This window comes from Mycobacterium sp. 1245111.1, from assembly GCF_001673405.1.
Classification (GTDB): domain Bacteria; phylum Actinomycetota; class Actinomycetes; order Mycobacteriales; family Mycobacteriaceae; genus Mycobacterium.
Map to the genome: position 1 here is coordinate 1 of NZ_LZLV01000137.1, position 12,744 is coordinate 12,744.

General features: G+C 63.3%; 15 protein-coding genes. 12 read left to right on the plus strand and 3 right to left on the minus strand.

Annotated elements, in window-relative coordinates; translation table 11 throughout:
* Positions 1-184: 184 nt before the first annotated feature.
* Both A5658_RS22160 and A5658_RS22165 read right to left on the minus strand, forming a co-directional pair.
* Positions 185-604, minus strand: a complete 420-nt coding sequence (locus A5658_RS22160; RefSeq protein WP_067340198.1) for a hypothetical protein — start codon at positions 602-604, stop codon at positions 185-187.
* A gap of 508 nt (positions 605-1,112) precedes the next feature.
* Positions 1,113-1,760 (minus strand): TetR/AcrR family transcriptional regulator, encoded by a 648-nt coding sequence (locus A5658_RS22165; protein ID WP_067340200.1) that lies wholly within the window; start codon positions 1,758-1,760, stop codon positions 1,113-1,115.
* A 734-nt stretch (positions 1,761-2,494) separates the two neighbouring features.
* On the opposite strand from A5658_RS22165, the gene A5658_RS22175 reads away from it, so the two are divergent.
* The 4 genes from A5658_RS22175 (at position 2,495) to A5658_RS22190 (ending at position 4,861) form a co-directional block, all read left to right on the plus strand.
* Positions 2,495-2,764 (plus strand): hypothetical protein, encoded by a 270-nt coding sequence (locus tag A5658_RS22175; RefSeq protein ID WP_067340206.1) that lies wholly within the window; start codon positions 2,495-2,497, stop codon positions 2,762-2,764.
* A gap of 1,186 nt (positions 2,765-3,950) precedes the next feature.
* Positions 3,951-4,178 (plus strand): hypothetical protein, encoded by a 228-nt coding sequence (locus A5658_RS22180; protein WP_156751599.1) that lies wholly within the window; start codon positions 3,951-3,953, stop codon positions 4,176-4,178.
* 213 nt (positions 4,179-4,391) lie between these two features.
* The gene (locus A5658_RS22185; protein WP_231997413.1) at positions 4,392-4,676 is read left to right on the plus strand and encodes a hypothetical protein; all 285 of its coding nucleotides are present in this window, start codon (positions 4,392-4,394) and stop codon (positions 4,674-4,676) included.
* Positions 4,673-4,861 (plus strand): hypothetical protein, encoded by a 189-nt coding sequence (locus tag A5658_RS22190; RefSeq protein ID WP_067340210.1) that lies wholly within the window; start codon positions 4,673-4,675, stop codon positions 4,859-4,861. Before A5658_RS22185 ends, A5658_RS22190 begins: the two co-directional genes overlap by 4 nt.
* 73 nt (positions 4,862-4,934) lie before the next feature.
* Here the strand turns inward: A5658_RS22190 and A5658_RS28245 are convergent, their stop codons facing one another.
* The gene (locus A5658_RS28245) at positions 4,935-5,324 is read right to left on the minus strand and encodes a hypothetical protein (RefSeq protein ID WP_156751600.1); all 390 of its coding nucleotides are present in this window, start codon (positions 5,322-5,324) and stop codon (positions 4,935-4,937) included.
* Positions 5,325-5,609: 285 nt separating this feature from the next.
* Between A5658_RS28245 and A5658_RS22200 the strand changes: the two genes are divergently transcribed.
* The 8 genes from A5658_RS22200 to A5658_RS22230 all read left to right on the plus strand — a co-directional run.
* A complete protein-coding gene (locus A5658_RS22200; protein WP_067340215.1) occupies positions 5,610-5,972 on the plus strand; it encodes a helix-turn-helix domain-containing protein in 363 nt (120 codons plus the stop codon).
* A gap of 124 nt (positions 5,973-6,096) precedes the next feature.
* Complete coding sequence (locus A5658_RS22205; protein WP_082993359.1) at positions 6,097-6,861, plus strand: sensor domain-containing protein; 765 nt, start codon at positions 6,097-6,099, stop codon at positions 6,859-6,861.
* A gap of 878 nt (positions 6,862-7,739) precedes the next feature.
* The gene (locus tag A5658_RS28250; protein ID WP_156751601.1) at positions 7,740-7,892 is read left to right on the plus strand and encodes a hypothetical protein; all 153 of its coding nucleotides are present in this window, start codon (positions 7,740-7,742) and stop codon (positions 7,890-7,892) included.
* Positions 7,893-8,393: 501 nt separating this feature from the next.
* Positions 8,394-8,744 carry a hypothetical protein gene (locus tag A5658_RS22210; RefSeq protein WP_067340220.1) on the plus strand — a complete coding sequence of 117 codons (351 nt, stop codon included), beginning with the start codon at positions 8,394-8,396 and terminating at the stop codon, positions 8,742-8,744.
* Positions 8,741-10,663 carry a hypothetical protein gene (locus A5658_RS22215; protein WP_082993360.1) on the plus strand — a complete coding sequence of 641 codons (1,923 nt, stop codon included), beginning with the start codon at positions 8,741-8,743 and terminating at the stop codon, positions 10,661-10,663. Before A5658_RS22210 ends, A5658_RS22215 begins: the two co-directional genes overlap by 4 nt.
* A gap of 11 nt (positions 10,664-10,674) precedes the next feature.
* Positions 10,675-11,367, plus strand: a complete 693-nt coding sequence (locus tag A5658_RS22220; RefSeq protein WP_067340223.1) for a hypothetical protein — start codon at positions 10,675-10,677, stop codon at positions 11,365-11,367.
* Positions 11,368-11,434: 67 nt separating this feature from the next.
* Positions 11,435-11,752, plus strand: coding sequence for a hypothetical protein (locus A5658_RS22225; RefSeq protein ID WP_067340226.1), 318 nt, complete (start codon positions 11,435-11,437; stop codon positions 11,750-11,752).
* A gap of 189 nt (positions 11,753-11,941) precedes the next feature.
* A partial coding sequence (locus tag A5658_RS22230; protein WP_082993361.1) for a DUF932 domain-containing protein occupies positions 11,942-12,744 on the plus strand: 803 nt, incomplete at its 3' end.

The window sequence follows — 12,744 nt, forward strand, 5'->3', positions numbered from 1 at the left end:
CGGTCATCAGGCGACCTTTCCGGCCCCGACACACCGGGGCCGATCAGGCCGTTTACACCCTTATTGCGACAGTCCCCACCAGAGCGCGTTGAAGAGCCTGCTGTAGCCACGAGCGTTTAGAAGTCGTACTCAGGAGCCGAGTATTGAGCACTCGCAGAACGTTTGGAGCAAACGCGGGGAGGCTTCAGATGCCGTCACCATCGAGGAACCCGAGCGCTTGAACAGAACTGCGCTCCACTGGCGCTAACGGTGACGCGGCTGTCGCTGGCTCTGTGTTGTCGGCGGTCTGGCGATCCGGGTGTGGATCGTGGCTTGCGGTCCACCTTTTGGCAGTCATCAACGCATGGTAGCCCTGTTCGGCGAAGGCATCGATCAACGCTGAAGCTGTTAGCTGCGTTCGGATGCAGGTAACAACCTGCAGTGGTTCGACGACGATCACGCCGGTCTCGTAGTCGAAGTTTTCGGATGCTGGCCGATCTGATTCATCCGTCATCACACACGGGATTAGCGCCGCACCGCAGCTGGTCTCCACCATGGAAAGCCAGCTGAGCCTGCAATGGCCGCGCCGTTTATTGGCTGTGATCAGTTTCCACTGGTTATCCATTGGGACCGTGATCAGATTCTTGGGTTCGGTGGCGTGGGTGATCCGCAGTCAGATTTCTGATGCGACTGCTGGCAGGCCACGATCCGACAAGCTGACCCACACCCACGACTTTGCCACCTGCGATCCTCGATAGTCTCGACGAAGCCATTGCTATCGGAGGCGGCTGTATGCAGCGCACCCACACCTTTGTGATCGACCGCAACCACCTTCGGTGGCCCCACACCGCACCAATCGACGAAACTCTAGGACCAACTCAGCACACGGCCTGCGACGGCGACTCGGCGTTGCGTCAGCGAGATTGTGGTGCTTGCCGACGGCAGTCACCAACGCGCCCCCGGGATTGTCAAGGACCGACGTGCACGGTTCCGATGGGGCATGTCTTCCCGGCACCAGCGCTGGCCTGGAGCGGTCGGTTTCCAGTCCATCGCGACGGACAAGAATGGTCGGAGCGAGTCATCGAAGGCATCCCCTGGTCGCGCAGACGTCGCTGCTTTCTGGAACGGCGATGTCACTTGTCGGTATGCAAGCTTCGCTCCCGTGTGTGCAGGTATGCGCTAGTCATGGTGCCGATCTCGTCGGCCCACTGTTGCCAGCTGAGGTTGTCAGGCCACGGTGGTGTAGCCGCTGCGCGGTACGTGGCTGCGGCGACGATGGTGTGGAATGTGAACGTTAGGGCCGCGGTTGGATCGGCACGGCCGACGTCCAGGCGATGGCTGTCGGCTGCGGCGAGAAATTGTTGAGCCAGGCTATTCGTGGTTGCCAGCGGTTGGGTTGGCGGACTGCAGGTGCGACTGTCGAGAAGCGCACTTATTACCGGGCCGGACTCGTCGAGAACCTGCCCGAGAGCGTCGGTAAATGCGTGCAATACCTCGCCCAGCGACGCACTTGGTTTCTCCAGAGCGCTGCTGATCGTGACGCGGAGTCGCTCTTGCAGATCGGCTTGGACCGCGGCAACTAGATCTTTTTTGCCAGCGAACCGCCGGTACACCATTGCCACTGATACGCCGGCCTGCTCGGCGACGCGGGCGACCGTGAATTTCGCTGTGCCGCCGTTGATTAAGACGTGCTCGGCTGCAGCCAGAAGACGTCGCAGCGATGCGCGGCTGCGCTCACGCCCAGAGTAACCTAGGTCGTTCGGCGTGGACGTGGGCGGCACGGAATGTAGCCTACTGGCGTCGGGCTGGCACGACTTAAAACCAACGCGATTCTGAGCAGCGCGTGCGATGCGATCGCGTGCCGGGAGAAGTTTGCGGCGGTCCGGTGGGCCGTCTGACCGAATCGACATGACGCCGAAGCCGAGGACGGGGCGCACAAGCGTGGTGAGGGAAAGTGTTGAAGGACCGATGTCCGATCGCGGCGCGCTGTCGTGGAATGAACGCTGGACACGTCCAGGATGTCGCCGACAGCCCGACGAAGACGTCGAAGTCCTGGTGGTGAAGCTGTGGCCGGATGACTCGTTCTCTGATGTGTTTCAAATCAGAGCCGGATACTTGCTCGCGGCTCGCGCTGAGGACGGCTTGCCGATGCCCGGCGGCCAAGAGGACCCTCTGTTTGCTGAGCTGACGGAGTTAATCTCTGCTGATTTGCGCAGAGCCGGTTTTGGCGAGTGGTAGCGGGCCAGCGTCGGCTTACGGGCAGATAGTCGTGGCCCGCCTGCGTCCGCAGAGCACGTCGTCTTGCGCAGCAATGCGATGCCCGAAAGGGGTGTGCTTTCGGGTGCGTTGACGCAATTCGCCCTGGCAGTTGACCTACTCATCGCAAGTAGGGGTGGGTACGATTAGCCGATAGCCAGTCGATAGCTGACGACTTAGCCTCGTTACCGCTTGTGAAGAACGTCGTCGGCCGTCCGTGCAGCAACCGTCTCGCCGTGACCGCGGTGGCATCTTTGTAATGCACTTCTACTCGAATCGCCCCACGCGTGAAAAAGTCTGCCCCGTCAACGATCCTGCGCCATCCGTGCGCGTCGGCGATGTCGCGGATATCTCGCCGATCACCTTCGGTGCGCTCGGTGACTGGCCCGACGAAAAGGACGTCTTCTGGTTCGAACAGGCGGACCGATCCGTCCACGTAAGTCACTGCGACAACCCGCGAGAGACCGGGCAGGGACAGTACGCTGGGGGGCTCGGCGACAAGTTTCCACGCCACATCGCCTTGACGTGACCCCCTCAACAGATATGGGGGAGCAGCGTCTAAAGCCTCATGAGCGCGCATCTGCGCCGTCTGAGACGGAGGAGGCTCGAATGTCAATTAGAGATCCTTTGGCTCATCAATGTTTTCCTCGACAGAGTTAAGCAGACTCGGGCAGGACTGGGCATGACGTGGCTCGCGCGACACCGGCCGTGACGGTTGGGTTTTCAAGTCCGCAAAGGCAGTATCAGTGGAACCGGTGATGCCTGACGGCTCAACTTGGTGGAGCATGACTTGTCCCGTTGGACGAGCATCGGCGTGCTTAGCAGACCCACCGGCGCCACGCCGAATCGAACCGAACCGCGAATCACTTCACCATGGCGACACGCGACGGTGACCGACACCCCTCTCGACGCTCGACAGCCGAATTTCGCTCGATGGCCTGATCGCGGGTCGTTTCGCATTTCAGCCATGCCTCGAGGTACCCCAGATCTTGGTGCTTGACCCGTCGCAGCATGTGTACCAACTTGGGCGCGCACCGTATTGCGCGACTCCGCAACGGCGGACGACCTCACGAATCGGCACGTAGTTTTGGAAGATAAAACCGCGCGCAAGGCGCCCGCCGGCACCACCGTTTCTGCAACTTTCTGCCCGTAAAAGTACCACGCGTCTACCGGCAACTGGCTACGCGATGTATCCGAAATACGCTGAGGCGCAAGGTGTTAGCGATATGCGATCTCAGCACCTAACCATATTTGAGACCGCTGAGCGCTACTCGGCCGTCTTGCGCACTCGCTGGCACCTCGATGTCACTGTGACGAAACGGTCGCCAAGTATCTTCGTAGCGAGGCCTGGTCGCCACGTGCACGGTCAACGGCCGCCAGGACAATCGCGAAAAGTGGACACGTCGGTGAGACAAACGGGTGTGGACATTACGTGAGACGACCCGCATCGCGGCAGTTCAGCGCATCACGCGTGGACACGGAATTTGAGAACTTACACCCGATCTCGTGCGGCCCTACCCGGAGATCCTCGAGCAGTACTCTCGCCACGTCCGCTAAGCCGGCCACCACACGACCGCTCGCCGAGGGCCGCGGGCCTGCGCAGAGCAAAAAGAGGCCGCGACACGGCCGACATCACCAGCGGACGCGGGCCCGGGCGGCACCATTCGCTTATGGCCGGCAGCCGGCGCACAGGCTGCGCGAAACAGGGGGAACCGATGTCCACATCAGCCAACGGCGACGAGCTCGGCGCGCAGGTCTTGAATCTGCTGCAGGCCAAGGATCAGCCACTGGGCAGCATCCTTCGCGCGCTCGCAGCTCAGGGCGTGTCTCGCGCGGTCGCGAGTAACACGATCGACACCCTCATCCACCAAGGTCGCATCGTCGTCACTGACCAGCGCCGCGTACAGCTGGTGCGCAACCAGCCCGCCGAGGCGGCCGGCTGATCCGGAGATGGCTGTGAGTCACCACGATGCGGGCCTTGTTCTGCCCGTGCACTATCGCGACGACAACCCCACGTCAGGTCAGCTCGGTCAGCTGTGTGACCACGCCGGCACGGGGGACATGGCCGCCGGCTGCCCACGCGGGTGCGCCGGCGCGCGCTCTCACTATGCGAACGATGGTCATCCCGGCTGCTCCGACGACTGCGGCGGCCACTCGTGACGACGTCGATTCCCGAAGCGCGTCTGGTGGAGTTGCGCCGCGAGGGCAACGCCCAGGTGCAGCGTTTCGTCGACCCCGATGTGATCGCGCGCTGCATCGAGGTCCTGGACCGTCGCGGTGAGCTCTGGGCGGCCGCTGTCCTCGGCCGAGATCTTGTGCGGCGCAGCCTGATCCGCGCCGGTCGGCCGTATCTGCGGGCTGGCGAGGACTACACCCTCGTCGCCGCTGACCGTGTGGAAACCGATTGCGTGGCCGAAGTTATCTGGAAGGCCGGCCAGTGAAAACGTGGACGTTCGTCGGGCATTGGGACAACGACGAGATCGTGGTCGAGCACATCGTCGAAGGCGTTCACGAAGATAAGCGGATCGACACCGGCTTCTGGGAGCAGGGCCTTTTCGCGGCCCCCGCGGCGGGGGAGACGGTCGAGCAGGCAGAGGCGGCCTTACGCGCCGAGTACGAGTCCTAGGTGCGCGCGAGGATCACGCGGAGATGAGCGAGATAGGTGGATCCGCGGGGCGCTGCCCGTGGGCTTGCGCGGATTACGCTGTCGCGCTCTCAGGCTGATGACTAGGCAGCAGCTGCGCGAACAGTAAAAGCACGACGCCAGTACCAGGCCCGGTGTCGCCAGATTTCCATGATTCAGGCAATGCGGTGAGGTGATGGCCCTGGATCAGCCACTCGTCTACTGCGGTGAAGACTTCAGGCACCGAGCAGTGCAGTTGCGTTTCGCAGACGATCGTTTCGACGATGTCAGGGTCGGGGTCGTCATCCCAAAAGCGAGTCTCTTCGCGGATGAGCGTCGCGCAGAAGCAGCCCTGAGGCTCCTCTTGGTAGACCTCGCACTTCATGGTGACCGTGACGTCGACATCCCGGCCGACGAGATCATGACCGTGAACGGCCGCGGGTGACCTCTTGGTTGTCTCGTTCATTCCAGCAGCGCCTTCTTAAACGTCTGTATAACCCGACCACACATTCATACCAGTATAGATCTGACCCACGCAACAGTAACTCAGATGAATACCTTGATCGGGGAACAGGCCGAGACAGTAACCTCCGCACTACTTCTATAGTAATGTCAGTGTACGAAACCGGCCGCGATATGAAACGAGAGTACATTGACACGTTCTCTTGAAGCAGAGCCAGTCGCCGACAGTGACGCGGAAACACCATGCGACTCCGAGCTCTCGGTCAAACTCAATCGCCTCTTCGAGACTATGCGCCGGCCCAATGAGCCACACCTTTCCAACGCCGCGGCCGCCGAGGCGATCGCCAGGCAAACAGGTGTGTCGATCAGCGCGGCCTACCTGTGGCAGCTCAGAAATGGACTCAAGACCAACCCGACTGTCACCCACCTCCGCGCGATCGCAAAGTACTTCGGCGTCAACGCCTCCTACCTTCTTGACCCGGGAGTGGACCCAGCGATCGACGCGCAACTCAGCCTCCTGGCAGCACTGCGCGACTCTGCCGTCAGAGACCTGGCGCTGCGTGCCTCCGGCCTGAGCGCGGCCGGCCTCAACAGCCTGGCAGCGATGATCGACCACGTCCGTGAGCTCGAGCAGCTGCCACCCATCGAGTAAGTAACCGCTGTCCGCTGATTGATCAGCAGACCCAGCGGGAAAGATAGGCGATCGACAATGCGCAGTAGGACCGCGTGCCGGCAGTGTAGTACGCATTGGTCACGGGCCGTTTAGGGTTCCTGACATGTCGCCCAACGTCGGACGCGATGAGCTCAGGTCGGCGACGGCGTCACGCGCCCGCATGCCTACCGTTATGACGCGCGTGATCGTCGGTGTGCTCACTGTGGCGGCAGTGCTGTGCGGATGTTCTCGATCGGTGCCGGGCCAGGCGCGGGCGATGTCGGCTCGTGACAGGTCAGCACCGTTAGTCTCCCCCGCCGATCTGAACCATCTGCTCCTCGACGACACCCGGGTCCAAACCATCATGGGAACCTCCGGTGTGGTGACCGTCCGGCGCTACAGCACCATCACCCCGTCACGGGGCGAGTCATATTCTGATCCCGGGTGTTCTTCAGCGGTGTGGAACACGATGTTCCCGGTCTATGACGGTGCGGGCTACACCGGGGTGGCCGGACGCTGGGTCGAAGAACCCAAAGATGGGCCACACCACATCGACCAGGCAGTGGTGTCCTTTCCGAGCGCTGACGCGGCAACACGATTCGTCATCCGGATTTCTATGACCTGGCAGCGCTGCGCCAACACTCAACTGCACACCTCAGACCCGCCGCCATCTCAGGCCACCCAGTGGTATGACATCGGCTATCCCCAACTCTCTGGTGATATTTCGACAGTTGTCGATCACCGCGAGGGCGACACCGGTCTGGTAGAGACCCGCGCAATCACCTCACGCTCCAACGTCGTCATCGACGTCGACACCGAAGGCGCCGCCATGTACGCCCAGCAAGCAACCACACTGATCTCCGCCATCGCCGACAACATCCCCCACTAGCCGTGTGGTGGTGGCGCGCGATCAGGAGTCGGTAACGGGCGACAAAACGGTCGACGCCGAGCTCGCGACACTCAATGGGACTGTGCGGACTGTAAACTAGGCGCCCGGTGCCGAAAAGCGCGACCGCCGTGCAACTTTGGACGCGCCTGGTGAGAGCGGCCGCAGCCCCCCAAAGGAACACCCGTGGCGCGAGCCAGGATCCTGACCCTGGATTCTAGGCCCGCGCCCGGTGTCTAATCAGCGCGAGTGACGCCGGCCGAGCCGCAACCCAACACAGAACGCGGCAACGACCAACAACTCACTCACGATGGCCAGAAGAACTACAGCGAGTAGCACTAGGTGTTCAACCATTTCCTTCTCCTCGAAGGAATGCGCACCCCAGCCTGCGGATGCGCGCCGAAAAAGGAGAAAGGGCAAAGGATCTCGGACCCTTACGGGCAGACGAATGCCCGGGCCGCACAGGCTATGCGCCCGCCGCCTGACCATGCCGTAACTCACCACGATGACGGCCGACTAGGCCGCTTCGAGATCCGCCATCCATTCTACGGTCTGCGCTTGGCAGTGGTGTCCGCCAATTCCAGCGAGCCCAGCCCACCGAGCTGGTCCGGAGTTTCCCTCCTCGGTTCGGTGTCGGAGCCAGCGTGCGTCCCTCGCCGCTCATAGGTTTCGAGCGACCCAACAAAAGCTCAGCCCCGCCGCGTCGACCGATTCCGGCAAACGAAAGCAGAGACCCCGCACATGAAGACAATCAGCAACCTGGCGCTCGGCCGGCAGCGCAGCGTCACCTCCAACGCCGTGACGTTCCTGCCCGGAGACCTGGTCAACACCCGACTGCACACCGAATACCTATCGGCCACCGTGCTCTCGAGGTACCCGACATGGCCACCCTGGTGTTGCGAACCTACCCACAGGGCGCGCAACCCGTCGACGGCACGTACGACGCCGACTACTGGTACATCGTTCAAGGCGTCGACGAAACCGCCTCCGAGGCCTGCACCCGCCGGCTCAACCACCGTGAACTCATCCGCTGAGACCAGCCCGGAAAAGTCGCTGTCGAAACGTGTCGGAACAGCTAGGTGAGTTGAGGCGGGCATTGACTCTGGGCATGAGCACGGAGCTGAGCCAGACGCCGCCACCGGCGGGGAAGCGTCACCGTCCCCGGAGCCTCGTAGTGCGGAAAGCTGCTGCCGCAACTGCGGTGACTGCCAGCAAGCTAACGGGCCGGCCAGTCGACCCACGGGTCCAGGCCCTCGTCGACGAGCCCTAACTCGTCCGGGCATGAACGCGGGGGGCCCGGCGATCGAGGGCCTCGTGTTGGCGGTGCGTCCCGCCTACGCTGACCCCGCCGTCAGCCTCGTGTCGCGCCATACCCGTCTCGGCGTCTGAAAAGTCTGCGGCGCAATGCATTTGATATCTCGCGCGTTCTGCGGATGCGCTAGAACTGGCGGTGACAGTGCTAATCGCTGCATTTTTTAACGCCCGACACGCCTCAGACTTAAACACTAGTCAGTATGAGGGGCTAGCCTGGAGTTGTGTCAACTGGAGATGCTTCTGCACCGCGCGCGACCCGCGGCCGCAAGTCGCGCGCCGAGCGGCAGGCCTACACCCGCCGTCGAGCTGCCCGCACCGCGTCCGCCGGCCGCCACCGCCGGCGATGGACGATCGACGACGCGCGGACCGCGTTGGATACCGGCCTGTCGGTGCCCGAGGCCGCCCTGCGGCTCAGCCGAACTGCGGCGGCGGTGGAGGGTCTGCGGGCCAAATGGCGCCGGGGATCGTTGCCGGCGGCGCTGGCCGATCAGCTGCCGCCCTATCAGGTGACGCTCTCAGACGACGCGGTATGCGCAGCTACCGAATTGGGTTCAGAAGGAGAGCAGCAGTGAGCAGCGACGGTCCGAGTTTCCTGGTAACCCCCGAGGGGTCCTATTTGGTACGTGATGGACGCGAGGCGGACGACGTGTTGCTACTCCTGACCGAGTGCTACGCAGATCGGGTCGCCGAGCCCTTGGTCGCGCTGTCGCGCCAGCAAGTGGCGGCACGCCTGGGCCGCGGGTTGCCGGCTGATTTCCCGCCGGCCGACGTGGTTGCCGGCGACCCCAATCAGAGCCGGACTCGGCTGTGGTGGGAGTCCTCAGTCCAGCGGTATTTGCGCGAAAAAGCCGCGCCGGCAACAGAAGTTGACACGCCCGCAGAACAGGGCCACCCCGGTGACGATACCCCGGCACCCGAGGAGCAGGACATCAACGATTGGCCGTTGAAGTCCCGGCAATGGACCGATGTCGATTTGAGCGGAGTCGACCAGCGCGTCCTGCTGGCGGGCAGCCGCGGTCTGGTGTCTCCGTCGGGAGTGGTGAAGTCAGGCCCGTTGCGCCGCCCCGAACGCCTCGGGGAGGTGGTGTGTAACCGCAAGTGGGCCACGCCTGCCGGCGGCATGTCACCGCAGATTTGGATTACGCCAGAAGCGTTGGACGTCATCGGATTCCCGATCGATGGCCTTCGTGAAGACCAATTGGTGGAAACCATCGGAGATTTCTTCGGGTGCACCGTTGGCTTCCACCAGTCCGGTTGGTTTGCCTGCGAATTCGACTCCGCCGTGTTCGGTGGCGACTCACGCAAAGCCGACATCATCTTGATGCCGTTTCTCGCGCTCGACCCCTCCACGGCCCGCCCCCTAGACCGGGGCATGGCCGGGATTCAGGGGGATGCCTCCGAGTTGCCCGACGACGAAGATGGCGCCATTCATCTACTGGGGGACCGGATCGCGTGGCTATACAGCATGGAGGGCTGCCTGCCGGCGCCGCGGTGGACGATGGTGGGCGCTCAACTGCTGGACGTGAAAACCCGTAAAGCTAAGCCGAAAACGAAGAGCGGCGGCGGTCCTGCGCCGGAGCTGAAGATCTCACTGCTGCCCGCCGAGATCAGTTCGACGGGACGGCTAACCAATCAGTGGTGGATTCAAGAGGGTGTGGAAGCGGTCGGCGAGGTCGACGGCAGAGAGGCGACCCGGCCGGGCGCGAAGATCAAGAAGACCAAGCACCGCTCGCGCGGCCAGACCATCGACGTCGAGCTCGATCAGCAGGCCGCCTACCTGCCCTCGGCCGAGGGCCTGTACCTCGGATTCGGCACGCCTGGCTGGGTCGAGCCCGACCCGAGTGTGTTCAACGACCCCCGGCCGCCATTCGGGATCTATCAAGTGACAACCCCGGCGGGTAACGATCTCGACCTGCATCGCAAACTGCCGCTGCCGCACCCGTTGATGAGCTGGGAGGAACCCGCGACGTGGTGGGCGACGACGGCCGATGTCCGGCATCTGACCGCGGCCGCGGAGTTGGGTGGCGCCGGCATCGCATGGGCCGAGCTCGACCTCGAGGCGGCCTGGGTGTGGCCCGAACAGCACCAGTGGCTCAAAGGATTTGGTCAAGAACTGCGTAGCAAGCGCATCGAGGCAGTCAAGAGCGGTCGCGACGACTACGAGGAAATGACCAAGGCCATCTACACCAGCACCTTGGGAAGGATGTCCGCGCTCGGCGACACCGCCTGGAAACACCCCTACTTCAAATACACCCAGCCCGCGTGGTACGCCTCGATCGAGGCCGTCACCCGCGCCCGCGCGATGAAGTACGCGGTCCGCATCGCCCGTGACCACGGCCAATACCCGATCGGCTGGTGGGCAGACGCGTGGTTTTACCGCGTGCCCGCTGGGTTCGACATCAGCCAGCTCGAGGACCCACTGCGCGATGGTGTGCGTACCAACGGCAGCTACCGCATCAAAAACGTCGACTACCCGGCGTCTGACACATGAGGTTCGCCAGGATGGCCGAGGAACCCGGCCCACCCTCACGCGGGTTCCAAGACTGCTTCAACGACCTCGTCGATCGGCGCCAACGTGAACTTGGCTCAGCGTGGGACTCAGTGAACCGGCGGAGCCGGCGCGCAGAAGCCGCGCGTCGAGCCCGTGAAGAAATCGCGCGTCGTATCGAGGTGCGCGGCGGCCGGCGCTACGCGGCCTCCACCATCGCCCGGTGGGCGGCACGAAACCATTGGCCGCCCGGCGTCGAAAACTTCTGGCTGGAACGCTGGGCCACCATCGACCGCGCCGGCGGGCTCGCAGCGCTGGCCCGACAGCTGGGGTCAACCGTCGCGCGAGTCAAAACCTGGCGAGACTCCAAAGACCCCAGCGCCCCACCACCGCGGCCGGTCACCCCGAAACGCCCCGGCGAGCCGACACGCATCGGCGTCGTGGTCAACGGTGACGCCTGGGTCGGCACCACCAAGATCGAGAAGAAGGTGCCCTGGCTGCCCGATCAGACATACCAAGAACTCACAGTCGAGGCCGACTCCGGGATCCTCGAAGCCTGGTTCGCCGACAACCAAGACGAACTCAAAGACCTTCTCGGCCCGGTCATCGCCGACCAAGTTATCTCTGACTGGCACTCGGCGAACTTCTACGACGTCGCCTACACGGTCACCGAGATCATTCTGTTCCTGCCAAACCTCGACGACTAGCTGTGCTGTGTCATGACGGTGGTGGCGCGGGAGCGAATTTGGTAGCAGCGCTTAGGGGGAACTGATTATGGTCGAGTACGTGCTCGCGGAGGGTGAGGACGCGTCTTGGATCACCGCCGCGATTTACGCGGTCCTGTTCACTGGCGGGGGTATCGCGCTGATCGTTGTCGGTATTCGCCGCCGACTCGCGCGCGCTCGTTGGCAACGCGACGACGACCAACGCCTGCTGCGTCCGGGCGGTGCGGCGGAATCCGACGATGATCGCCCGCCGGCGAAACTGCCCGGCGGGGCCTGGCTCATCGCTGCGGGTGCGGTGATGCTGGTTATCTGGCTTGGCCACGTGCTGCACGTCGTGGCGACCCTGCACCTGAACGGGACGATCTGACCGAATAAGTAAGTCGGACCGACCCCCTCCCCGCCCCATCACACGGGCGGGGAGGGGGTCGTTATTCAGTTGCGGGCGTGCATTTTTCGCTGCAGCGCTTCGCCAGTTTCTGTCGGTGGGGGCGGTTAGGATTGACCTGTCAGTAAGAGCGCCGCCGGGGTGCTTTACGCGATATCACGAGGAGCTTTCATGGCGCACGAGCTAGATTCAACGAACAATGTGGTGAGTTTCGCTGCCCGCAAGAGCGGATGGCATCAGCTCGGTCAGGTCATCGGTCACGCGATGACGGCCGAGGAGGCGCTCAGAGAGGCGCACCTGGCGGACTGGGACGTGCGCAAGATGCCGCTGCAGGTTCCCCTCGAGCCCAAGATCACGGAGGACGGCGTCACGGTCCGGCCGCCGCTGGAGGTTCCAGCGACGTTCGCCACAGTGCGCACCAACCCGATCACGAAAGAGCTCGACGTACTCGGCGTGGTCGGCCACAAATACACGCCGGTCCAGAACGAGGCGTCCTGCGAGGTTCTGAATGCCCTGACCGGGGAGTCCGGCGCGGTATTCGAGACCGCGGGCGCCCTGCGGATGGGCCGCGAAGTGTTCGTGACGATGAAACTGCCGGAGAGCATGACTTTCGAGGGCAAGAACGGGGTGTCCGATCGCACTGAGTGGTTCCTGGCGGCGCTGAATTCGCACGATGGGTCCTCACGCTTTCGACTGCTCCTTACGCCCGTCCGCATCGTGTGCGCCAACACCCAGAGCGCAGCGATCGGAGCGGCCCGAGCGTGCTACGGCATCAGCCACACGAGTAGCGCTAAGGTGGCAATCCAGGAGGCACGTGAGGCGCTGAAGCTGAGCTGGCGCTACATCGATGCTTTCGAGACCGAGGCAGCTCACTTGTACGCCACCGCAATGGATGTCGGGCAAGTTCAGCGCTTCGCCCGCCAGCTGTTCAAGGTCGAACAGGCCGACTCCGAGGTCGCAGAGCGCAAGCGCGC